Genomic DNA, 24,206 nt, shown 5'->3' on the forward strand with positions numbered 1-24,206 from the left:
CATTAAAGGAGTCAGTCTCTGGTAATACCAAGTTTACCCAGAACATCCTCCTGCTTTTTTTCCATAACCTTTGCCTCTTCCTCTTCCATGTGGTCATATCCGCACAGATGAAGCATGCTGTGTGCAACCAGAAAGGCAAACTCCCTCTTAACACTGTGGCCATAATCTTCAGCCTGAGAACGTACTCTGTCCTCGTTGATTACTATATCCCCAAACATGATCTTACCGGTATCGGGATCAAGAAGATCCACCAGCTGCTCCCCTAAAAGCACTGAAAAATCCCCTGCATTCTCATAGCTCACATTTGGGAAAGACAGTACATCTGTCGGTGAATCGATTCCACGAAACTCCTTGTTAAGCTCATGTATTCCCTTGCTGTCTGTAATGGTAAGGCCAACCTCGATATCAGCAGCACAGCCCTCCATATCAAGCACAGTATCTGCAACGCTCTTTGCCAGTTCTTCTATATCAAAGCCAAAGTCAGCATCTACTTCATTCTCAACGTAAAAAGTCATAGTATAATTTCTCTTTCTTAAGAAGTGCCCGCATCTTGTCAAAGTCCCTGAAGGTTACATCGTAGTCCTTTAAATCTCCGTCACTATACTTCTTATCCAAGATGCCATCTATCAGTTTGTCATAATCTATTTTAGCATCTTTGTTCTTTTTTATCAGATACATTATTGATGCTATTACCGTTTCACTCAGCTGGACTGCCAAAGCCTCTTTTGACTTGATGGCACCCTTTGCAGGCTCTATGTACTCATGAAGAAACTCAATGGCTTCCAACGGGAAATTATTCTCTTCATAATAGTGGCTCACGTCAGCCCATTTAAGCCCGTCACCAAGTAGCCCAATCCTGTGATAGTAAGCACAGGCCTTGACAGCTCTTGCATTAAGACCAAGTCCAAGAGCAATTCTCTCCGCAAGATACCCTGTGTGGATAGCCCTGAAATACTCATCCTTGTCTTTTTCCTTGAGTGCTGCCAGAAGCGGATACTCAACATCGTTGATCTCCATGTACATGTCGTTGGACTTCCTGATAACATAAACACCGAACATATTGAGGAATATCAAAAGGATAATGAGATTCAGCATCAGGTTCAGGATTGGCAGTATCAGAATGTTGATAGAAAACGTCCTGTTCTGGAAGAGTACATTGAAGGCTATCAGCAGAACAGCCTGCATCAAAAGAGATATAAATACCGGAAGCGCAACCTGTGTTTCCTCTCCAAGGTCTTTAAACAGAGCAAGTGCAACTGTGCCGGCAAGCACATACATAAACAGCTCGCTGACACTTCCTGTATCCTCAAGCAATACAGACAGCGTAACGAAGAACACTCCGGACATCATACCTATCTCTGTATTTGAAAGCAGCGCCATCACCACGATAAGTGACATATATGGCCAGAATTCACTGGGAACAAGGGAAAAGAGACATGACAAAACCACCATGAGCATATATACGATAAAATACCTGTTCCTTTTATAAAAGTTATCGTAGGAGAATCCTTCCTTGCCCTTACCTGCTGCATCCATCAGCATAAAGATAATGGTTCCCGCTCCAACTAGTGAAACTATGGTATTCCTGAGTATAGCCTCATGGCTCTTTCCCAATATAAATGACATGCCAAAGACAAATGCTCCGGTAAAAAAGAACATTATGGCATAAAGAATCTTTATCCTGTTAAGTGACCCCTTCTCACTTTCCATTTAGTGAACTTCTCTCCAACTTCTGAACTCTTTTCCTGGTCTGCTTGTTAGCAGCCTTTTTCTCATAGTCCTCGTAGGCCTTAACAATCTTCTGAACCAGCGGATGTCTTACTACATCAGCGCTTGTAAGGTTGCAGAAAGCAATATCATCAATCCCCTTAAGTACTGCACTTGCTATATCAAGTCCTGACTTAGTTCCCGGTGCAAGGTCCTTCTGAGAAGCATCACCTGTGATGATAACCTTGGAACCAAAGCCGATTCTGGTCAGGAACATCTTCATCTGAGCAGGAGTTGTATTCTGTGCCTCATCAAGAATGATAAAGGCATTGTCCAGAGTTCTTCCCCTCATATAGGCAAGAGGAGCAACCTCAATAAGTCCCTTCTCCATGTTCTTGATAAAGTTCTCTGTACCCATGATCTGATACAGCGCATCGTATAGAGGTCTTAAATACGGGTCTACCTTACTCTGAAGGTCACCGGGCAAAAAGCCCAGCTTCTCTCCCGCCTCGATGGCAGGTCTTGTAAGGATGATACGGCTTACTTCATCCCTCTGAAAGGCTGTGATGGCCATTGCCATTGCAAGGTAAGTCTTACCTGTTCCGGCAGGTCCCAGGCCAAATACTATCATCTTATTTCTGATGGCGTCTATATATCTCTTTTGACCAAGGGTCTTGGGCTTGATTGGCTTACCGGAAACAGTATGGCAGATAACGTCCATATCAATACCGGCAAGGACATTGTCTTTTTCCTTGACCTCTTTCTCCATTGTATCATCATTCTTGAGGGAAATGGCATATTCTACGCTCTGTTCCTCAACAAGTGACCCTCTTCTTGAAAGAGTCACCAGCTCCCTGATGATCTGTGAAGCTCTGTTTGCCCCTTCTTTGTCCCCTATTATGTGAAGCTGACCGTTTCTGTCGATGATCTCAACGGAAAGGCTCTTCTCAATTTTCCTGATGTAGCTGTCATTTCCGCCAAAGATATTTCTCTCATCCTCAGCTGTAAGTGACAGTGTCAGTTCTGTGATCTCACTCATACATATCCCCAAATCTTTTATTTATGATAGGGCTCATTGTTAATGATCCTGTAGCCCCTGTAAATCTGCTCCAGCAGTATAACCCTCATCATCTGGTGAGGGAACGTCATGTCAGAAAAGCTTATTGCCTGGTCCGACCTCTTAAGTACGCTCTCGTGAAGTCCCAAAGATCCCCCTATTACAAACTGAATGTGGCTGACTCCCGAAAGAGCCTTTTTATCGAGAAATTCCGCAAAAGCTTCCGAAGTAAATCGCTTACCTGCTATCTCAAGCGTGCAAACAAAGGCGTGGTCATCGATATTTTTAAGGATTCTCTCCGCCTCTTTTTTCTTGATCTGATCGCAGATGGCAGGAGGGGCATCATCAGGAGTCTTCTCATCCTGCACCTCACAGATGTCAAGCTTGCAATAGCGCGATAGTCTCTTGGAATACTCAGAAATAGCGTCATTCCAATACTTTTCTTTAATTTTGCCGACAACAATGAGAGTTATCTTTATCACAAATGCTCCTTATTTCCTAACATTTCCGCCGGTTATGATACCGGATACACCATTGTTCTTGGCGCCCTCTTCAGTCATGTATATATGGCGCTCTGTATCCTTCTGAAGGCTAAGGACAGGAATCTTGCCGTTGGTACCAAGTGCAGCATGCAAAACCTGTTCCCAGGTACCGTTATTGCATTTTCCGTCCCACTCATAAGCATCGCCGTTTTTATCGACGGTAATTATGTACATATCACCATTATAGTAGCCATCCTTGAAACCGCCAATGGCATTCTGCATATAGATATCGACATTATTCATATAGTCGGATACATAGTCATAGTGCTCCTGACCCTGTCCGTTTGGAAGGTCGCCGGACCATTCTCCGGTGTACATATGCTCTTTTACCACATACTGACTGTAGTTTGGATAGAAAGAGATCCAGGTTCCGTTTCCGCTCCTGACGCCCTCGGACCATTCTCCGAAGTAATACTGGTTATTGGCATATACTGCAAGGCCTGTTCCGTTTGGAACTCCATCCCCTGTTGTATCCCCGTAGTAATAGAAATCTTTGCTGCCTGTAAGGCTATAAGACATAACTTCAAATCTCTCAAGGTGTGCAAGATCTCTTACAGCCTCTGTATTACCGTCTGCCCAGTAGGTATACATTTCCTTCAACTGAGCATTTAATTCGTACTTTATGCCCTTATATACATCCTTTAAAACGGCTGTGTTTGTTGCATAGAAGCTGTTTCCTGAAACTGAATTCTTAGCTGTGTCCTTGTATTCGGAAGTAGCTGTAACTGCAACTGTTGCTGCAGTAGAGCTGTCTGCTGCACTTTCGGAAGAACTCTCCGATGAAGCGGTGCTTCCGGTCAGAGCGCCGGCACTTGCATCTGTAGATGCCTGATTGCTGCTGGCATAATCCGTGATGTTCTCGTTCATCCTCTCCTCATCGTTGCTTTTTTTCCCTGTAAGAGCCAGGAATAAAACCAGGATAAGAAGTATTACCGATGCGACTCCTGCTGTGATCGCGATCTTAATTTTTTCCTCTTTATTCATGATACAATCTCCATTTCACTAACTTTGTTATTATACCATGGTATCAGGTAATTCTTAAGATTTACCGTCGAAAATTCTTAAGATTTCTTAAGAATTAGACTTTATTTCAATAAAAAACTGCCACAGAAAATTCTGTGGCAGTCTTCACTGACTAAATTACTTTGAAAGATACTCGTCAATACCCTTTGCAGCAGCTTTTCCTGCACCCATGGCAAGGATAACTGTAGCAGCTCCGGTAACAGCATCTCCGCCGGCAAATACGCCCTTCTTTGATGTCTGTCCGTTTGCTTCCTCTGCAACGATACACTTTCTTCTGTTAACTTCAAGTCCCTCGGTTGTAGAAGAGATAAGAGGATTAGGTGATGTACCAAGTGACATGATAACTGCATCGCACTCAATCTCAAACTCTGATCCGGGGATCTCAACAGGGCTTCTTCTTCCTGACTCATCAGGCTCGCCGAGCTCCATGCGGATACATGTGATGCTCTTAACCCAGCCGTTCTCGTCAGCATGGATCTCTACAGGGTTTGTGAGAAGATCAAAGATGATTCCCTCTTCCTTAGCGTGATGTACTTCTTCCTTACGTGCAGGAAGCTCTTCCTCACCACGTCTGTATACTACGTGAACCTCTGCTCCGAGACGGAGAGCTGTTCTTGCTGCGTCCATAGCAACGTTTCCGCCGCCGACAACTACGCACTTCTTAGCCTTCATGATAGGAGTTGTTGAATTCTCATCAAAAGCCTTCATGAGGTTACTTCTTGTGAGGTACTCATTAGCTGAGAATACACCCATAGCCTGCTCGCCGGGGATATTCATGAATCTTGGAAGACCTGCACCTGATCCGATGAATACAGCTTCGAAGCCTTCCTTCTCCATGAGCTCATCAATAGTAACGCTCTTTCCGATAACAACGTCTGTCTCAAGCTTAACGCCAAGTGACTTAACGTTCTCGATCTCTTTCTTAACTACCGCATCCTTAGGAAGACGGAACTCAGGAATACCGTAAACAAGTACTCCGCCGGCCTCATGAAGAGCCTCAAAAATAGTTACGTCATATCCCATCTTAGCAAGATCGCCTGCGCAGGTAAGACCTGAAGGGCCGGAACCGATAACAGCAACCTTCTTGCCCTTCTTCTCCTTAGCACCTTCAGGCATGATGCCCATCTCACGTGCTGTATCTGCAACGTATCTTTCAAGCTTACCGATTGAAACAGGATCGCCCTTGATACCTCTTACGCACTTGCCCTCGCACTGGCTCTCCTGAGGGCATACACGTCCGCATACTGCAGGAAGTGCACTTGACTTACTGATAACCTGGTAAGCCTCCTCAACGTTTCCTTCCTTAACCTTCTGGATGAAGCCGGGAATGTCGATAGATACAGGACATCCTGCTACACACTTAGGATTAGGGCAGTTAAGGCATCTTGTTGCCTCGCTCTCTGCTTCTTCTTTATTGTATCCAAGGCATACTTCCTTGAAGTTCTTTGCTCTCTCTTTTGCTTCCTGCTCACGAACAGGAACTCTTACAAAACCATCCATTTGTTTGCCTCCTTATTCATGAATTAATCGCAGTTGCCGCATCCGCCGTGGTGAGTGTCGCCCTCCTGAGCTTTGAGCATGAGTCTGCCCTCCTCAGTCTTATAGAGCTTCATTCTGTTCATAGCCTGATCGAAGTCAACCTTGTGACCGTCAAACTCAGGTCCGTCTACACAAGCGAACTTTACTTCTCCGCCAACAGTAAGTCTGCAGGCGCCGCACATACCTGTTCCGTCAACCATGATTGGATTCATGCTTACGATTGTAGGAATTCCCAGCTCTTTTGTGAGCTTGCAAACGAATTTCATCATGATCATTGGTCCGATAGCTACGCAGTGATCATACTTATGGCCTTCATTCCAAAGATCCTGAAGGGCTACTGTTACCATACCGCTTCTTCCGTAGGATCCGTCATCTGTTGTAATATGAAGGTTACATACTTCCTTGAATCTGTCCTCAAGGATTACCAGGTCTTTGTTCTTGGCACCAATGATTACGTCGCACTCTACACCGTGCTCCTTGAGCCACTTAGCCTGTGGATAAACAGGTGCTGTTCCAACACCTCCGGCAATGAAAACAATCTTTTTCTTCTTGAGTTCTTCGATGTCTTCCTCAACAAGGTCAGATGGCTTTCCAAGTGGTCCTACAACATCAGCAAGCTCATCCCCAGCTTTAAGCTTGGAAAGTTTGTAGGTCTCTGCACCGATAGCCTGAACAACGATTTCGACAGTCCCCTTCTCTCTGTCGTAGTCGCAGATTGTAAGCGGGATTCTCTCTCCATCCTCGTTAACGCGGATGATCAGAAACTGTCCCGGCAAACAAGAGCCTGCAACACGGGGAGCTTCAACAATCATCTGGAAAATGTTTGTTGTAAGCTCACGGGCTTCCAAAATTTTGAACATAAAAATTCTCCTCCTATCTGTTAGATATTGTTATCAGTGTATACTTGCCACTGGAATCGTAACCTAGCCTGTTAACGGTTCCGTCGTGAGTATTTACGGCGTACATAAGTCCCGTTGGTGCACTGGTTCCGTCATTGAGCACATGGTTCTCAACAACAACATAGTACTCACCTGCACCCTCAATCTCGATGACTGAGTTGTAAATATACTCATTATGACCTTCTATTCCTCTGACTTTGCCGGTATTATCCAGAAGAATATCAAGCCTGACCAGCGTACTCACAAGATTGTTGACTGCCTGTTCCGGTGCTACCAGTCTTGAATAGACAAGGTGATAGTCCCTCTCAACAATCTCGCTGAAATTTCCGTCATTGTCATAGGCAATGAACTTATAATGGCTTGTGCCCACAGGCATTGTGATGGGCGATATATACTGCTTGGACTCTGTTGTCGGATCAGATCCGTCTGTTGTATAGAATATCGAATACTCAGACTTTGTAACGGCAACAATCATAGTGTTCTGATTGTACTCACCGCTTGGCTCCATGATCTCCGGAGGAGGTACGGCGCCTGCCTCGATGACGTATTCACATTCCGTAACATCAGAACTTATGCCATACTCATTGACAGTTACAGCCTTGATGTCATAGACGCCCTCATTTTCCAGAACGATCTCATTCTCATAGAGAATACTCTCGCTGGTAGGATCACCATCATTAACGGTATAATATATGGCTCTGCCTGTCCCGTCAACCATTCGGATAGAAACATTTACAATGTCATAGGTTCCTGCTTCCGGAGTCATGACCGGCGGGTTGGGAACATATTTCTTTCGAAGGTCTGAAACAACCTCTGAGTCATCTTCCGAGAATAGCTCTGCAACCTTGCTGTAATCTCCAACCTGGTTATAGATGGACATGATACTCTCGTAAGCAGATTTTACCTTATCCTCAGAAAAGAGCCCTGAATCAACTATAAGCATTAAAGACTCTACAGCACCTTCATAGTCGCCTTCTTCCAGGTAATAATCAGACATTCTGAAGATGATATCAGAGTTGTCCGGATGCTGCTTGTTGCCCTCTTTAAGCTGCCTTATAGCTCCGGCAGTATCACCGGATGACCTGGTGGACTCAGCAAGACTTAAGTAGTACAAAGAAGTCTTGTTGTGATAAGCAATGAAAAGAGTAGTGAAAACAATAATCAGTACGAGAGCTATAACAACTCCTGCAATAAGCTTCCATCTCTTCGCAATAGCCCTGAGAAAAGCCTTTCTCTTTTGCCTTTTTTCTTCCTTGTCCTTCTCGTCTTTATTTAGTTCATCCGCCACTCCCGAGAGAGTGGCGTTTATTTCATTTTCAACTTCCGGTTCAAAATCCGGGACGAAATTTATCTCTGTACCGCAGTTATCGCAGTACATATGTCCTTCCGGAATTTCAAACCCGCAATTAGGACACTTCATTAGCACTCCGTTTAATTGGCATTATGCAAAAGAGCTGCTTCATAGCAATTGTTCATAAGCATTGCGATGGTCATAGGTCCTACGCCACCGGGTACAGGTGTGATGTATCCGGCGATTTCTGAAACCTCATCATACTTAACATCTCCGCAAAGCTTGCCGTCTTCATTTCTGTTGATGCCAACGTCTATTACCACTGCTCCCTCTTTTACATGGTCAGCAGTTATAACCCCCGCTTTACCAACAGCTGCAATTATTATATCAGCTCGTCTGCAAACTTCAGCAAGATTTTTTGTCTTTGAGTGTGCAACGGTCACAGTTGCGTTTTCTCTCAGCATTAAAAGAGACATGGGCTTGCCGACAATGTTGCTTCTTCCGATGATGACACATTCCTTGCCGGTAATGTCATATCCGTCTGTGCCTCTCTTAAGGAGCTGTATAACTCCTGCGGGAGTACAAGATACAAATCCCTTCTCTCCTATCATAAGAGCTCCGACATTCATAGGATGGAAGCCGTCTACATCCTTAGAAGGGTCAATAGCGTTGATGACAGTCTTTTCATCTATGTGCTTAGGGAGTGGCATCTGTACCAGAATACCATCTACATCCCCTCGTCCGTTAAGCTCATCAATAAGCTTAAGGAGCTCTTCCTGACTGGTCTCAGCCGGAAGCTCATAGGAAAGTGAGTTATAACCTATATATTCACAGGCTCTTTTCTTATTGCGAACATAAACCTGTGAAGCAGGATCTTCACCCACAAGGATAACTGCCAGGGTAACTTCTATTCCTTTTTCCTTAAGGGCAGCTGTCTTTTCCTTAAGCTCGTCCTTGATCTGCTGGGATATTGCTTTTCCGTCAATGATCTTAGCGCTCATAAAATCTCCTTCTTAGAACAGTCCTACAATATTGCCTTCTGCATTTACATCGATGTCGAAGGCTGCAGGTCTCTTTGGAAGTCCGGGCATTGTAACGATAGCGCCTGTAAGTGCTACTACAAAGCCTGCTCCTGCTGAAACGTAAGCTTCACGAACGGTGATGTTGTAATCTCTGGGTCTTCCAAGCATGTTAGGATCGTCAGAGAGTGAATACTGTGTCTTAGCCATACATACAGGGAGCTTACCAAAGCCCATCTCCTCGATCTTAGCAAGCTGCTTGGCTGCTGCAGGAAGGAAGTTAACTCCGTCTGCTCCGTAGATCTCGGTAGCAACCTTGGTGATCTTCTCTGTAAGTGATAAGTCGTCTGAATAGATAGGTGCGTAGTTTGAAGGCTTGTTCTCGATGGTGCTTATTACTTCCTTAGCGAGAGCTTCTCCGCCTTCTCCGCCTTTTGCCCAAACTTCTGAAAGAGCGAACTTGCATCCTCTCTCTTCGCAGAACTCTTTTACATAAGCCATCTCAGCATCTGTATCTGTGAGGAATGCATTTAAGGTTACAACAACAGGAACACCGTATTTCTGGATGTTCTCGATGTGCTTCTCGAGGTTTACGATACCCTTCTTAAGAGCCTCAAGGTTCTCTTCTCCGAGATCCTTTTTAGCAACTCCGCCGTTGTACTTAAGGGCTCTTATTGTTGCTACAAGAACAACCGCATCAGGCTTAAGGCCTGCGATTCTGCACTTGATATCAAGGAACTTCTCAGCTCCAAGGTCAGCACCGAAGCCTGCCTCAGTTACTGTGTAATCAGAGATACCAAGAGCTGTCTTGGTTGCTCTTACTGAGTTACATCCGTGAGCGATATTTGCGAAAGGTCCGCCGTGTACGATTACAGGTGTGTGCTCCAATGTCTGAACAAGGTTAGGCTTAATAGCATCCTTTAAAAGAGCTGCCATTGAGCCGACTGCATTGAGGTCCTTGGCAGTTACAGGCTCGCCGTCTCTTGTGTAGGCAACGATGATTCTTGAAAGTCTTGCCTTTAGATCATCCATATCGCTGGCAAGACAAAGGATAGCCATGATCTCTGATGCTACAGTGATAACGAAGTGATCCTCTCTGGGAACACCGTCAGCCTTGGCTCCAAGACCTACTACTATATTTCTGAGGGCTCTGTCGTTCATGTCCTCTGCTCTTTTCCATATGATCTGGCGGGTATCGATGCCGAGTTCGTTACCCTGCTGAATATGGTTATCAATAAGTGCTGCAAGAAGATTGTTTGCTGAAGTGATGGCGTGGAAATCGCCCGTGAAGTGTAAGTTCAAATCTTCCATAGGAACAACCTGGGCATATCCGCCACCGGCTGCTCCGCCCTTGATACCAAAGCATGGTCCAAGAGAAGGTTCCCTGAGGGCGATAACAGTCTTGTAACCAAGTCTGTTAAGCGCATCGCCAAGACCTACGCTGGTAGTTGTCTTGCCTTCGCCTGCGGGGGTTGGGTTGATAGCAGTTACAAGGATGAGTTTGCCTTTCTTATTTCCCTCGACCTTTCTTAAGTACTCCTCTGAAAGTTTTGCCTTGTACTTTCCGTAGTACTCAAGGTCGTCCTCGGTGATTCCGAGTTTGTCAGCAACCTCTCTGATGTGAAGCATTTTAGCTTCCTGTGCGATTTCGATGTCACTCTTTACAGCCATTGTTTCAATCTCCTCCATTCACATACGCGTCAAACTCTTGTTTACTCATTAGCACTTTCCTAGGCTTGGTGCCCTCCTCGTCTCCTACAACGCCTGCCTCGCAGAGCTGATCCATGATCCTGGCAGCCCTGTTAAATCCAATCTTAAACACGCGCTGAAGCATACCGATTGAAGCTTTTTCTTTTTCTATGATAATGTTCCCTGCCTGAACAAAGTACTCGTCTCTATCTGACCCGCCATCTGATGAAGATGATCCTCCGGGACCTCCGCCGACAGACATATTGTCAATGGAATTCATGGCTTCTTCGTTGTAAGAAGCTTCTGACCCCTGATTTCTTAAGAAATCAGTAACTGCCTGAACTTCCTTGTCTGAAACGAAGGCGCCCTGGACTCTGGCCGGCTTGGTGTAGCCTTGTGGGTAAAAGAGCATGTCGCCCTTTCCAAGGAGCTTCTCAGCACCGTTGATATCAAGGATTGTTCTGGAATCAACACCGCTGGAAACGGCAAATGCTACACGGCTTGGCATATTGGCCTTGATAAGTCCCGTGATAACGTCTACGGATGGTCTCTGTGTTGCTATTATCAGATGAATGCCTGCTGCTCTTGCCAGCTGTGTAAGACGACAGATGGCATCCTCAACCTCATTGGCTGAAACCATCATGAGGTCTGCAAGCTCATCAACTATGACAACTATCTGCGGAAGAACGGTCATATCAGGGTCATTAGAGTCAGCTGCAAGCTTGTTGTAGCCCTTTAAATCCCTTACTCCTGTATCCGCAAACTTCTTGTATCTGTTGGTCATCTCTGCAACAGCCCAGTTGAGCGCAGCTGCAGCCTTCTTGGGATCTGTTACTACCGGGATCATAAGATGTGGGATTCCGTTATAAACAGAAAGCTCAACGATCTTAGGATCGATCATGATCATCTGTACCTCTTCAGGCTTAGCCTTATAGATAAGGGACATGATGATGGTGTTGATACATACCGATTTACCTGAACCTGTAGCACCTGCGATAAGAAGGTGAGGCATCTTGGCTATGTCGGTTACAACCACCTTGCCCGCTATGTCTTTTCCGACTGCAAAGGCAAGCTTGGATGAAAAGTTCTGATATTCTGAGGATTCAAAGAGGTCTCTTAAAGCAACAGCCTGATTCTCTTTGTTTGGTACCTCGATTCCCACAGCAGCCTTGCCCGGGATAGGTGCCTCAATCCTTATGTCGCTGGCTGCAAGATTCATCTTGATATCATCTGCAAGACCGACGATCTTGTTAACTCTGACTCCGGCCTCAGGCTGAAGCTCGAATCTTGTTACCGCAGGGCCCTGGCTGATGTCGGTTACTGTAACCTTAACTCCGAATGTGGCCAGTGTCTCCTGGAGCTTAACCGCTGTCTCTTTTAGAGCTCTTGCGGAATCTGTATTCTTGTTCTTGACACCCTTTTCGAGAAGGCTAAGAGGTGGGAATACGTACTTCTTGGGAACACTCCTCTTGTGTCTTTCAATCTCTTTTTCCATGCCGGGGCTCGTTGTGTGAGGACCGGGGCCGAGATTAACTGATGAAGGCTTAGAACCGTTTATTGTACTGTCGGCACCAGCACTTCTTGAAATGTGGTCCTGAGCATGGATCACATAGTCGCCGTTCATTCCGTTTCCGAGGTGCTCGGCGTGAACAGGCACATCGGGAAGGATATCTTCCTCTGACTCAAACTCATTTGTAGCTCTTGCAACGAGCTTCTTCATTGATGGAGAAAGCTCTTTTACCGGTTCAGGCTCAGGCTCATAAGGCTCTTCATCCCGATAATCAGGCTCATAAGAAGGTTCGGGCTCGTAATCAGGCTCATAAGCATCCTTCTGTCTTCCTGCAGACTCAATCTCTTCTATGGCATCGCTCTCATTCTTAAGAATGATCTCGTGGATATCGTCGTGGAATTCATCTTCATCAGGGATAAAGAGATTTTCGCTCTTTACCTTCTCCTCGTTGTGGAGCTTTATCTCGCCCAGATCATCACCGTCTTCTTCCTCTTTATCAAGGGCGGTATCGATCATTACGCCGCTGACCTTCTTTTCCATACGAAGGATCTTCTCATCTTCCTTCTGCTCGATGGCAAGGCGTCTCTCTTCCTCTATCTCGGCGCGTCTTGCTTCCATCTTCTCTCTGCGCCTCTCGGCGTACTCTCGGTAGTTGTCAGCTTCCTGTCTGGTCTTGTCGATGAGCTTTCTTCCGCCCTTCTTAAGACCGCCCACAAAGGACTGCTGGGTAACCACAACTATAGAAGCAATGCCAATAAGCAGCAGCAAAAGAGCTGTTCCGGCAAGCGAAAGATACTTGTAGGAAAGATAAGCAAGAGAACCGGCAAAAACACCTCCACCGTTCTTATGCTCACTGGCTTGTCCATATATTTCTTTTATCAAATAGGAATCTGAAGACTGTGGTCTGCCGGTGAGAAGTTCGGCCAGCATACCGATCACAAAGAATAAAACTACGCCTGCAACTATCTTACGAATAGCAGCACTTGAGCCAAAGTTGGCTACTCCTATCACAACGGCTGCAAGCACTACAATTGGCGCAATATAGGCAGTGATGCCGAACAAACCAAATAAGACACCGCTTACTGCGCTGCCAAGTGCTCCGCATACACCGAAATTACATAGGAAAAGAAAAATGGTAAGAAAAGCCATACCGATGACGATCAGTTCGCTCTTTAAAGAATAATCCAGCTCTTCCTCCCGTACATTCTTCTTTCTTGATGATGTACTCTTAGACCCGGATGATCTTCCTGTAGATCTCCTGGTAGAATTTCCCCTCGTATTTGTTGCCATATCCTACCCGTCACAAAACTTTCTTTAAAATATCGATCTGTTAATATTACGCAAACAGACCTTAGTTAGTATACCATTTTTAAATCCTTTATGCTATACTAACTACTGATTTAAGTTTAGCTTAGATAAATAGTGAAGGAGAACACAATGGAATTTACACAGGAATTGGAAACCGGTACTTTTAAGATGATCGGGAACACCGAAACTTCTCTTAAGATCAGGGAAGTTGCTGATAAATGCCGTCTTGTCAGGACAGATAACGGTGTAAAGGTTGAACTTGCTTATACAGGCCCTAACGCCAGCAAATATATGCAGTACGTTGAGAAGCATAAAGAGGAACTGACAAAATATCTCATGAACCCGGACGAGGCTGACCTCTTTGAGTGGATGGAGACATCACATCAGAATCCCACCTCTCTTAAGAAGCATGAGAAGGAGCATCTCATCCTCTATGTAAACTTCGATCCTGAGACCCGTATAGTTCTTACAGGAATCGCAGATGAGAACGTTACAATGAAGCTCGGCTCACCTCTTATGGAGATCAATGTAGACCAGCTCACACGTGACGAGTTCAAGCTCAAGATCTACAACATGCTGCTTCTTGCAGATGAGATTTCAGTGCTTATGGGCAATGCAGATCTTCGCAAGATGTCAAACATTCAGATCGTTAAGACTTATCTGACCGAGATTTATGATAAGTATCATGAGAACGTATAATCAGTTTTGATGAAAATAAAACGCTATCAGCACTTATGGGTACTGATAGCGTTATTTTTTACTTATTTTTCTTTTGCAACGAACAAAGTTCCGACTTTCTTCTTCTCGATAACGTCGTAGAGTTTCTCCGGATTCTTACCATTTGTAACTAAAACATCGATTCCATGGGAAGTTGCAAGTTCTGCAGCCTCAAGCTTGGTGATCATTCCGCCGGTTCCGCGATTTGAGCCCGAACCCGAAGCAACATTTTTAAGTTCCTCCGTGATCTCTTCTACCCTGCTGATGACCTTGGCATTTGGATCGGTCTTGGGATTGCCGTCATAGAGGCCATCAATATCCGAGAAGATAATGAGTTTACTTGCCTTACAGAATACTGCTACCACAGCCGATAACATGTCGTTGTCGGAAAAGAGCTTTTTCTCTGATTCAATCTCTGCATGGCTGACTGAGTCGTTCTCATTAACGATAGGGATAATGTGGTTCTCCAAAAGCGCATCGAAGGTGTTCTTAAGATTCTCACTTCTAACAGGATCAGTGATATCTCCGTTATCAAGAAGTATCTGACCTACCATTCTTCCATATTCGGAAAAGAACTTGTCATACAGGTGCATGAGTTCTGTCTGGCCGACAGCTGCTGCAGCCTGCTTCATTCTGATCTCCTTGGGTTTCTGGGCAAGTCTCATCTTGTTGGCTCCAACGGCAATAGCTCCGGAAGATACCAGCACCAGGTCGTATCCAAGATTCTCTACGCCTGCAAGTGCTCTGCAGAGATGATCAAGTGCCCTTATATCAACATTGCCATCATCATTTGTAATTGTGGAAGTTCCGACCTTCACCACAATTCTCTTTTTACTAAGTGTCATGGCTCTCCTCATAAATAATTTCACACTTTAATTTGTTAAAAACACATATCCCTATTATATAACTGAAGAAAAAGAAATCAAGAACTTGTTTCACTTTGACTCAAAAACTAAACTAACAGGTTATTGATTTTATAATCAAAAGCCGATATACTGATTAAGCAAATTGAATAAGGGTTAGTAAAGGTTTCGACAGGGATTTTGAAGCTGGAGAAGCTATCCGAAGGACGGTTGCGTTAAACCTCAAATTAAAATTAAACGCTAACGATAATTTAGCACTCGCTGCCTAAGTGCGGCGCGTCGGCTCTGATGCACCTACACATCAGATAACCGGCGTCAAACTTTGTAGGAAACGACATGGAAGATGCCTCGATTCCATGGACGTATCAGGGGCTACCGATTATCTGTAGTTGCCAGTTACCGCAGGTATGAGGGAACAGGAATGCAGAATTCCGAAATAACCGGCTATGATAGTAGAAGGACAGGGGATGAATTTTTGGACGCGGGTTCGACTCCCGCCTAATCCATTAAAAAGAACGGCTCAGTTGAGCCGTTTTTTGCTGTTTATAAAAAATCTATGTAATTAATCGTCGTATTTTTTATCAATATTTCATTAGAACTTATCACATCTGCGCGTTAGAATTTACATGTAACATCAAAACAAGAGTATTGAAAGGATGGACGTGTAATGAAAAGTATTTTGAAAAGAATAATGGCTGCACTTTTATTAGCTGCAGTATTATCAGGCGCAATGATCTCATCACTTGCTTCATGCTCAATCAAAGTTGAAGCTGCGGACAAGACAACCACTGCAGCACTTAAGAAGGAGTTTGATGCAGACTTCTACGCAACCAAGTATCCGGATATCAAAGCTGCTTTTGGAACCAACAAAGAGGCGATGTTCAATCACTTCCTCACCTTCGGCATGAAGGAAGGCAGAATGATGAATGCGAACTTTGACCCTGTTGCTTATGTTACTGCTTATCCCGATGTAAAAGCTACTTTAAAGAAGAATGACTACTCAAAAGCTTATGAGCACTATGTAATATTTGGTAAGAAAGAAGGCAGAACCCTTACAACCAATGCTCAGGTAAGCAAGAAAGCAGCTGCTTCAAAGAAGGTAGTTCAGTCTACCACTTATCAGGTAAACTTAAATCACGGCCTCACAGTATATCTGAACGACAGTCAGTACAGAAGCTGCACTATTAAGGTTTATAAGAGTGATAACGGATACGGCGCATATATTGACGGAAGTCTCTATGATACAAGCGGAAGCTTCAACAGCGGAAGCTGCTATCAGTATTCAACAGTTAACGTAAATAACGGAAATTGGTCTGAAACCGTTCATTCACAGCCTCAGCAGCAAGTACAGCCTGCACCGGCTCCCGCTCCTACTCCGGCTCCTACACCAACTCCGACTCCTGATCCGGAGCCCGAAGATGACGATGATGATGAAGAAATGTCTGATGAAGATGCTGCTATTTTATGGATTCTTGTTATCGTTGGAGAACTTCAGCAAAAGCTTGAAAACGGCGAGATTTCTCAGAAAGAATATGATGAAGCAATGGCAGATCTTGGACTTTGATGATCTAAACCTTATCATATAACAAAAAAGCTGCACACCGACAAAATGGTGTGCAGCTTTTTTGAGTCAAACTGAAACGTCCCCGGTGACTCATTTTTTACTTTACTTAAAGCTCTGCCTGAAGTCCCTCATAGCTTCTCTCTGCTGGTCCTTCTTGGCCATGTCGGCTCTCTTGTCGTAGAGCTTTTTACCTCTGGCAAGACCAATCTCAACCTTGACTCTTCCATTCTTGAAATAAACTTCAAGGGGCACTAAAGTGTAGCCGGCAGTCATCTTCTGCTGGTCAAGCTTTCTGATCTCTGCCTTGTGAAGAAGAAGTCTCTTTACACGAAGAGGATCCTTATTGAAGATGTTGCCTTTCTCGTAAGGGCTGATATTCATACCATTGATGAAGGCTTCTCCCTTATCAATGGTGACCCAGGCTTCCTTGATGGAGCACTTTCCCTGACGGATAGACTTAACCTCAGTACCAAAGAGCTCAATTCCTGCCTCGTACTTCTCTTCTATGAAATAGTCGTGATATGCTTTTTTATTGTTTGCGACAAGCTTCCTTGCCTTGTTATCTTCTGCCATTGTTTATCACCTGTAATCTGTCATCTCTTCTTTTTTCTGCCCTTGCCCTGGGAGCTTCTGGCTGCCTTGCTGGTAGCAGACTTCTTGTACTTATGTACCTTGTACACTTTCCTTCCTGCAGGCTTCTTGAGTTTAGGCTTACCTGTTCTTGGATCAGGTTCCACATCCCTAAGATCCACCATTTCTCCACGAACATTTACCTTTTTTCTGCTCTTTTTTGGCTCTGATTTCTTCCTTGGAGCCTCGTCATAGAGCTCGTCTCCCTCTTCATCTGCTTCTTCATCAGCTGCTTCCTGCGCGATTCCCATGAGCTTTCTGACCTTGCTGGCCCTAAACTCTGCAGCCTTTCTTGCCTCGGAATACTCTACGAAATCATCTCCGTCATCCTCGGCATCAGGGTCAATTATCTTAAAATCAATAGCCTTGGTGAGTCTGTCAGCGCCAACAACCTTGATCCAGACCTTCTGTCCAAGATTATACTCCTTGTGATAGCGCTCTCCAACAAGCTTCATGTTGTTCTCATCATATACATAGAAGTCATCTTCCATGGATGCTGCTCTTATCATTCCCTCACAGGAATTCTCAAGCTCCACAAAAAGTCCCCAGGCTGTAACACCAGAAATAACTCCCTCGAAGCGCTCTCCGAGGTGATTTTCCATATACTGAGCTTTCTTTAGCTTGTCAGTTTCTCTCTCGGCCTCCTCAGCTCTTCTCTCGGTCTCGGATGAGTGCTTGGCAACTTCATCCAGGATCTCAGTGTAATGATGAGCCTTAGCTTCAGTCATCCTTCCGCGTAAATGATCCTTGATGATCCTGTGGATCTGAAGGTCAGGATAACGCCTGATGGGCGATGTGAAGTGACAATAAAAATCAAAGGCAAGTCCAAAGTGACCTGTACATTCTGTGCTGTACTTGGCCTGCATCATGCTGCGCAGCGCCATTCTGCTGATAACGGCTTCTTCCTTGCTGCCCTCGATATTCTTAAGGAGCTTCTGCAGCTCTTTTGGCCTAACCTCACCGTCGTTTCTTATCTTCATGTGATGGCCCAGATGTCCTACGAATGTGGCCAGTGTAGCCATCTTCTCAGGATCGGGCTGTTCATGGATACGATATACGAAGGGACTTTGCAGGTAAAAGAAATGTTCTGCAACCGTCTGGTTTGCAGCCAGCATAAAGTCCTCGATGAGCTTGGTAGCAGTATTTCTCTCGTGAGGAACGATATCAACAGGATTTCCGTCCTTATCAAGGATGATCTTGGACTCAGGGAAATCAAAGTCGATGGCGCCCTTCTTCTCCCTCTTTTTGCGAAGGATTGACGAAAGCTCTGCCATTTCCTTAAACATCGGAACCAGCTCTTTATATCTCTCTATGGTTTCAGGATCTTCATCCTCTAATATCCTGGCTACGTCTGAGTAATTCATTCTCTCGTTGACGTTGATAACAGTCTCTGCAATCTCGTGATCAACAAGTCCGCCGTTCTTATCAAAAGTCATAAGGCAGCTAAGAGCGAGTCTGTCCTCACCGTGATTGAGTGAACAGATTCCGTTTGAAAGCCTGTGGGGAAGCATGGGGATAACCCTGTCCACCAGATATACACTGGTGCCCCTTTTAAGAGCTTCTCTGTCCAGCGCAGAACTCTCCTGAACATAGTTGGTTACATCCGCAATATGAACACCAAGATGATAAAGACCTTCCTCATCGATATGAAGGCTTACTGCATCATCAAGGTCTTTTGCATCCTCACCGTCAATGGTGACCATAACAACATCACGCAGATCCTTGCGACCATACATATCAGCCTCACTGATCTGATCGGGACATCTGTTTGCCTGATTGATGACCTTCTCGGGGAACTCGTAGGGAATATCATATCCCATAACAATGGATAAAATATCAACTCCGGGGTCGTTTATATTGCCAATGACCTCTTTAACCTTGCCCTCGGGCTTTTTGCGCTTTAGGGGATCGCCGTAATCAGTGATGGTGACTACAACCTTATCTCCCGTCACAGCTGCTCCGTGGTGCTCTATAGGAATAAAGATATCGTTTGTGATCTTGCCGTTATCCGGAACAACAAATCCAAAGTTCTTCTCGCCCTGGTAGGTTCCAACGATTTCCTCTATTCCTCTTACCAGTATATTCCTGATACGTCCCTCTTGTCTCTTACCCTGCGAGTCAGGTAAAAGCTCAACTTCAACGGTATCTGTATGGAGGGCTCCGTGAACATAGTCCTCCGGGATAAAGATATCTTCCTCCATCCCTTCTACTTCCACAAAGCCAAAACCTCTGGCATTGCTGATAAACTGGCCTACCACATAGTTCTTATTATTCTTTTTTGTGCCAAAAAGGCTGTCATCCATGCGCTTTATGCGCTTTCCTTTACTCATAAACTCTACCTATAAAACAAGGCACCCTAATTAAAATTAGAGTGCCTTAAAACAATTCATCAAAAGAAATTAGGGAATTAAAGGATTCCCATATTAAGAACAATAGCAAAAACAATGAAAAGAACTGAAAGAGCAATTGTTATCTTCTTAAGAACGCCCTCTCTTGAACGGCCTTTGTTCTTGCCCCAATATGTATTCTCAACTGTTCCCTGAATTGCACCAAGTCCCTGGTTCTTGCCTTCCTGAGCAAGCACGAGAACTACAAGTGCGACACATACTATGATAAATAATACTCCGAAAACATAACCTAAAACGTTCACGATCAAACCTCCAAAGGTAAAACTATCATTAAAAACACGCAACAGTTAATATAACATATTAGTAGCGTAGAGTCAATTCTTTCTTAAATCATTTCTTAATAAGAAGAGACTTTCCTGTCATCTCAGCAGGCTTCTCCTCGCCCATGCACTCAATAAGCGTAGGAACGATATCTGCAAGACATCCGCCCTCTGCAAGTGTGTATGCAGGATCATAATTAACAAGGATGAAAGGAACAGGATTTGTTGTGTGAGCTGTCCAAGGCTCTCCTGTCTCATAGTCAACCATCATATCTGCATTACCGTGGTCAGCGCAGATGAACAGTGTTCCGTTTGTTGCCTTAATTGCATCAACGATCTTGCCAACGCACTCATCAACAACCTCGATGGCCTTAACAGCTGCAGGAATAACTCCTGTGTGTCCAACCATGTCAGGGTTAGCGAAGTTTGCTACAACTACGTCATACTTCTGAGAATTGATGGCATCAAGGATCTTCTCGCAAACCTCGGGAGCACTCATCTGAGGCTTGAGGTCATAAGTAGGAACGTCCTTAGGGCTGTTTACAAGTACTCTGTCCTCACCCTCGTTAGGCTGCTCAACACCGCCGTTGAAGAAGAATGTAACATGAGCATACTTCTCTGTCTCAGCAATACGAGCCTGCTTCATTCCCTTGTTTGCAAGCCACTCACCAAAGGTATTTGTAAGCTGAACCTTCTTGAAAGCAACTTCCTTGTTAGGAATAAGTGGATCGTAATCTGTAAAGCAAACGTAAGTTACGTCCTTACGAGGTCCTCTGTTAAACTTATCAAACTCATCATCGCAGAAGCAGTGTGTGATCTCTCTTGCTCTGTCAGGACGGAAGTTGAAGAAAATGATTGAATCTCCATCCTTGATAGTAGCTACAGGAGCACCGTTCTTCATGATGACTGTAGGAATTACAAACTCGTCTGTCTTGCCGTTCTTGTAAGAGTTAACCATGCACTCGTGAGCTGAATCAGCCTTGTTGCCCTCGCCCTTTGTAAGTGCATTGTATGCGATCTCGACTCTGTCGTAGTTGTTATCTCTGTCCATAGCGTAGTAACGGCCTGAGATTGAAGCGATGGCACCAACGCCGAGCTCCTTCATCTTGTCCTCAAGCTGCTGTACGAAATCAATTCCGCTCTCCGGAGGAGTATCTCTTCCGTCGAGGAAGCAGTGAACATATACCTTATCAAGGCCGTTCTTCTTAGCAAGCTCTAAAAGGCCATAGATATGTGTGATGTGACTGTGTACACCACCGTCTGAAACAAGGCCGTACATATGGAGAGCTGAATTCTTCTCCTTGCAGTTGTAGATTGCCTGCATAAGGCCTTCATTTGTAAAGAAATCGCCGTCCTCAATAGACTTTGTGATTCTTGTGAGCTCCTGGTAAACGATTCTGCCGGCGCCCATGTTCATGTGACCAACCTCTGAATTACCCATCTGTCCGTCAGGAAGACCAACAGCAAGGCCTGAAGCGTAGCCCTTTACGAAGGGATAATCCTTCATAAGGCCATCCATTACAGGAGTGTTTGCCATTGCAATGGCATTATACTCAGGATTGTCATTAAGACCATATCCATCAAGAACTAAAAGAACTGTAGGTTTAGAACCTCTCATATTTATATCCTCCATTTTTACAATAGATCAAAACATATTTGTCCTTGCATAGTATATCTCATTGAGGTCACCTATGACAAGCATTTAACAATACTTTTATAATTAGTGATAAGCGTAGTACCCGTCAATATCAAGATACTCAACATCTCCGTCTTCTCCAATACGCAGATATACCCTGGTCAGATATAAAAGGCCGCCGTCCGGTGTGACAATAGGTGTGCTTATGGCATGCGTAAAATCATACTCTATTCCATCATTGTCATAAGCTGCCTCAAGCTCTTTTACCATAAAAGACAGGTCCGCATATCCGACAACTGAGGTTTCCTGACCGTTTGAAGCCTTAAGCTCAAACCTTGAGATATCAATCTCTCCGGTGTCATCATCTGCATGAGTGCTGATCACAGCAAGATTCTTGTATCTTGAGACATCTATCACATCCACATCGTTATAGGCATAGATTTCCTTATCATTCGTAAATGTATCTTCATAATAGTAGGAATCACTTGTGCCAAGCTCATCACCAAAATCAATATCAGGATATTTCTCCTCGAGCTCTTTTAAAAAGCGCAATCCTTCCGCATTACCGTTGTTCTCGATCTGTCTGTACGCAGACTTTGCCTTGGCTTTTTCCTGAGAATTTATCTCATTACCGCTCGCAGTTTCCACGACATATTTCATTACCACTCCCTTCTGTGAGCCGGTAATTGCCGCATAGACGTTGATCCCGGGCACAAGGTAGTAGATAACTACGAGGATCAGCGCAACGGGGAAAAGAAATCCACCAATCCCCTCCTGCCTTCGAAGCCTGTAAACATAATATATCAGGTATATAACCTCGAAAACGATAAACATGATTCCGAGATATCTTCTGGTTGTGATTCCGTACTGACCAATTCTCATGGAAAGACACATGATCTGCACCACGATAAAAGGCACAAAGAAAAGCGGCGAAATTTTAAGCACCTTTAAGAGCCCGCCTTCAGTGCAGCCCTGAGCCATTGTTATAACAACAAGCCCTGTGGCAAATAAAGACGTGGTAATGGTGTAGGCTTCGTTAGAAGGGAATGTCCAGGTAAATATTATCTTTAGAAGATAGACATATACAATAACCGCAGCAACTGCCAAAAGTCCGGTGAATACGTAGCCCACCATGACCTTTGAAAAGCGCGCCATATTCTCGCCCATTTTGGAAAGGCCCACAAGCAGCGCAGGATATCCGACAAGAGCAGCAATTAAGAGCTCAACGGTCGCAGCATAATCAAAGCTTACGATAAGTGAATCAAATACCCAGATAATGCATAGAAATCCTATCGCTACAACAGCGTAGACTGCCAGCGCCTTAAGGCTTCCAAGAAAAGCCTTTACGCTGTAACTTTCAAAAGACTCTCCGCTCTTTTTGTACATGAAGTACCATGCGCTGATCAAGCACACAGCAATGTAAACCCAGAAAAAGCGATAGAATATATCAAACCTGATGCCAAGGTCAGTTGAATCAGAAAAATCACTTGCAGTGACATATGCCTGTCTATAGGCATGAACCATGCTAAGTAAAAGAGATATCACCATCACGATGATATAAACCAAAGACCCTCTTCCATCAAAGAGCTTCTGCAATTTTCCAATTTGTTTTTTGTAATTGTAATTGGATTCACACAGGACAAAGCCGAAAATAAGGCCTAAGGATAAAGTCTGGATAAAGGTAAGAATCTTCCAGATGCTGCTATGATCCTTAACATTCAAAATATCCTCAAGAAGCGCAGTACACACTGCAAAAATAAAGACACTGATAATAGAAGCAGGATGCTCTTTGAAAATCCCCCTGGCATCCTCCTTAAGCTTTTTAAACCACAACATACTCTTTTCATTCCTCTCTCATTTGATTAGTTAATCCCAGATGACGCTAATGAGCAAAGTCCCCTCTTTGACTGTAACTTCCGCTTCCTCATCAATGATAAACTCATTGCTCACACCCAGCGGAAAGTCTCTCTTTAGTTCACCGTCCTCCATGCCGTACAAAAGACCTTTAAGACTCACGCCACGGGATACCTCCGATAAAGAAAATACCGAGAGGATTCCTGTGTTTCCCCTGTGAAACTTGATAGTCTCATTCTCTGCTATAAAGAGCATGGAATCCTTATCCATTATATAACCTCTGCCACCCTGATGCTTTATAAATTCCAGAGTCTGGATATTGGCAAAGCTGTGATCAAAGCGCTTTCCTCCCATAGCACCGTAGAGATAGAACTTTCGATACCCCTTCGATAGTCCTATCTTCACTGCGCGCATGGTGTCCGTATCATCCTTCATAACTTCCAGCTGCACGACGCGCTCCGGATCATTTTCTGCAATTTCCCTAATACCACGAAGGACCTCAGGTGGGGCGTCTTTTGCTGAATCAAAATCTCCCACAATGAGGTCCGGTAGAATACCGAGCCTTTGTGCGTAACCAAATCCCGCGTCCGCCGCGATACAAAGATCGCCCTCCCGAAGGTCTATCTGCACCTCCGGAAAGCTTCCTGCTGATATGATCACACACTTTGGCTCACTATCAATATTATTCAT

Annotated in this window: 20 protein-coding genes and 1 other RNA gene; 3 read left to right on the forward strand and 18 right to left on the reverse strand. The window is 44.6% G+C overall.

Annotation, left to right across the window (positions count from 1 at the left end):
• Nucleotides 1-11: 11 nt before the first annotated feature.
• The 11 genes from ybeY to G589_RS18475 form a co-directional block, all read right to left on the reverse strand.
• Nucleotides 12-515 carry an rRNA maturation RNase YbeY gene (gene ybeY / locus G589_RS0101145; protein WP_026520778.1) on the reverse strand — a complete coding sequence of 168 codons (504 nt, stop codon included), beginning with the start codon at nucleotides 513-515 and terminating at the stop codon, nucleotides 12-14.
• The gene (locus tag G589_RS0101150; protein ID WP_026520779.1) at nucleotides 499-1,710 is read right to left on the reverse strand and encodes a hypothetical protein; all 1,212 of its coding nucleotides are present in this window, start codon (nucleotides 1,708-1,710) and stop codon (nucleotides 499-501) included. Before G589_RS0101150 ends, ybeY begins: the two co-directional genes overlap by 17 nt.
• The gene (locus tag G589_RS0101155; RefSeq protein WP_026520780.1) at nucleotides 1,700-2,746 is read right to left on the reverse strand and encodes a PhoH family protein; all 1,047 of its coding nucleotides are present in this window, start codon (nucleotides 2,744-2,746) and stop codon (nucleotides 1,700-1,702) included. Before G589_RS0101155 ends, G589_RS0101150 begins: the two co-directional genes overlap by 11 nt.
• Before the next feature lie 17 nt (nucleotides 2,747-2,763).
• The gene (gene rlmH, locus G589_RS0101160; protein WP_026520781.1) at nucleotides 2,764-3,243 is read right to left on the reverse strand and encodes a 23S rRNA (pseudouridine(1915)-N(3))-methyltransferase RlmH; all 480 of its coding nucleotides are present in this window, start codon (nucleotides 3,241-3,243) and stop codon (nucleotides 2,764-2,766) included.
• A gap of 12 nt (nucleotides 3,244-3,255) precedes the next feature.
• The gene (locus tag G589_RS0101165; RefSeq protein ID WP_026520782.1) at nucleotides 3,256-4,290 is read right to left on the reverse strand and encodes a hypothetical protein; all 1,035 of its coding nucleotides are present in this window, start codon (nucleotides 4,288-4,290) and stop codon (nucleotides 3,256-3,258) included.
• A gap of 156 nt (nucleotides 4,291-4,446) precedes the next feature.
• Nucleotides 4,447-5,829: an NADPH-dependent glutamate synthase gene (gene gltA / locus G589_RS0101170; RefSeq protein ID WP_022767305.1), complete on the reverse strand. Its 1,383-nt coding sequence runs from the start codon at nucleotides 5,827-5,829 to the stop codon at nucleotides 4,447-4,449.
• A 23-nt stretch (nucleotides 5,830-5,852) separates the two neighbouring features.
• Nucleotides 5,853-6,728, reverse strand: a complete 876-nt coding sequence (locus G589_RS0101175) for a sulfide/dihydroorotate dehydrogenase-like FAD/NAD-binding protein (RefSeq protein WP_022767306.1) — start codon at nucleotides 6,726-6,728, stop codon at nucleotides 5,853-5,855.
• A gap of 13 nt (nucleotides 6,729-6,741) precedes the next feature.
• Nucleotides 6,742-8,187, reverse strand: coding sequence for an FN3 associated domain-containing protein (locus G589_RS0101180; RefSeq protein ID WP_081668889.1), 1,446 nt, complete (start codon nucleotides 8,185-8,187; stop codon nucleotides 6,742-6,744).
• Nucleotides 8,188-8,198: 11 nt separating this feature from the next.
• The gene (folD, locus tag G589_RS0101185) at nucleotides 8,199-9,059 is read right to left on the reverse strand and encodes a bifunctional methylenetetrahydrofolate dehydrogenase/methenyltetrahydrofolate cyclohydrolase FolD (protein ID WP_026520784.1); all 861 of its coding nucleotides are present in this window, start codon (nucleotides 9,057-9,059) and stop codon (nucleotides 8,199-8,201) included.
• Between the two features lie 12 nt (nucleotides 9,060-9,071).
• Nucleotides 9,072-10,748 (reverse strand): formate--tetrahydrofolate ligase, encoded by a 1,677-nt coding sequence (locus G589_RS0101190; protein ID WP_022767309.1) that lies wholly within the window; start codon nucleotides 10,746-10,748, stop codon nucleotides 9,072-9,074.
• Nucleotides 10,749-10,752: 4 nt separating this feature from the next.
• Entirely contained in the window at nucleotides 10,753-13,566 is a 2,814-nt protein-coding gene (locus tag G589_RS18475) for a DNA translocase FtsK (protein WP_035775054.1), read from the reverse strand.
• A gap of 147 nt (nucleotides 13,567-13,713) precedes the next feature.
• Between G589_RS18475 and G589_RS0101200 the strand changes: the two genes are divergently transcribed.
• Nucleotides 13,714-14,283: a hypothetical protein gene (locus G589_RS0101200; RefSeq protein ID WP_026520785.1), complete on the forward strand. Its 570-nt coding sequence runs from the start codon at nucleotides 13,714-13,716 to the stop codon at nucleotides 14,281-14,283.
• Between the two features lie 62 nt (nucleotides 14,284-14,345).
• Here the strand turns inward: G589_RS0101200 and proB are convergent, their stop codons facing one another.
• Complete coding sequence (proB, locus tag G589_RS0101205) at nucleotides 14,346-15,146, reverse strand: glutamate 5-kinase (protein ID WP_022767312.1); 801 nt, start codon at nucleotides 15,144-15,146, stop codon at nucleotides 14,346-14,348.
• Between the two features lie 171 nt (nucleotides 15,147-15,317).
• On the opposite strand from proB, the gene ssrA reads away from it, so the two are divergent.
• Together ssrA and G589_RS0101210 are read left to right on the forward strand one after the other, a co-directional pair.
• Nucleotides 15,318-15,673, forward strand: a transfer-messenger RNA (tmRNA) gene (gene ssrA, locus G589_RS21560).
• A gap of 158 nt (nucleotides 15,674-15,831) precedes the next feature.
• Nucleotides 15,832-16,728, forward strand: coding sequence for a hypothetical protein (locus G589_RS0101210; protein WP_026520786.1), 897 nt, complete (start codon nucleotides 15,832-15,834; stop codon nucleotides 16,726-16,728).
• A gap of 102 nt (nucleotides 16,729-16,830) precedes the next feature.
• On the opposite strand, the gene smpB is transcribed toward G589_RS0101210, so the two are convergent.
• From smpB to G589_RS0101240, 6 genes are all read right to left on the reverse strand, one after another.
• Nucleotides 16,831-17,301 carry an SsrA-binding protein SmpB gene (smpB, locus tag G589_RS0101215; protein ID WP_026518858.1) on the reverse strand — a complete coding sequence of 157 codons (471 nt, stop codon included), beginning with the start codon at nucleotides 17,299-17,301 and terminating at the stop codon, nucleotides 16,831-16,833.
• Nucleotides 17,302-17,321: 20 nt separating this feature from the next.
• Nucleotides 17,322-19,688, reverse strand: a complete 2,367-nt coding sequence (rnr, locus tag G589_RS0101220; protein ID WP_026520787.1) for a ribonuclease R — start codon at nucleotides 19,686-19,688, stop codon at nucleotides 17,322-17,324.
• A 77-nt stretch (nucleotides 19,689-19,765) separates the two neighbouring features.
• On the reverse strand, nucleotides 19,766-20,008 hold the full coding sequence (gene secG, locus G589_RS0101225; protein WP_026520788.1) for a preprotein translocase subunit SecG: 243 nt from the start codon (nucleotides 20,006-20,008) through the stop codon (nucleotides 19,766-19,768).
• 88 nt (nucleotides 20,009-20,096) lie between these two features.
• The gene (gene gpmI, locus G589_RS0101230) at nucleotides 20,097-21,644 is read right to left on the reverse strand and encodes a 2,3-bisphosphoglycerate-independent phosphoglycerate mutase (RefSeq protein ID WP_026520789.1); all 1,548 of its coding nucleotides are present in this window, start codon (nucleotides 21,642-21,644) and stop codon (nucleotides 20,097-20,099) included.
• Between the two features lie 102 nt (nucleotides 21,645-21,746).
• A complete protein-coding gene (locus G589_RS0101235) occupies nucleotides 21,747-23,498 on the reverse strand; it encodes a DUF4153 domain-containing protein (RefSeq protein ID WP_026520790.1) in 1,752 nt (583 codons plus the stop codon).
• A 30-nt stretch (nucleotides 23,499-23,528) separates the two neighbouring features.
• Nucleotides 23,529-24,206: a thiamine diphosphokinase gene (locus G589_RS0101240; RefSeq protein ID WP_026520791.1), complete on the reverse strand. Its 678-nt coding sequence runs from the start codon at nucleotides 24,204-24,206 to the stop codon at nucleotides 23,529-23,531.

This window comes from Butyrivibrio sp. VCB2001, assembly GCF_000423965.1.
Taxonomy (GTDB): Bacteria; Bacillota; Clostridia; order Lachnospirales; family Lachnospiraceae; genus Butyrivibrio.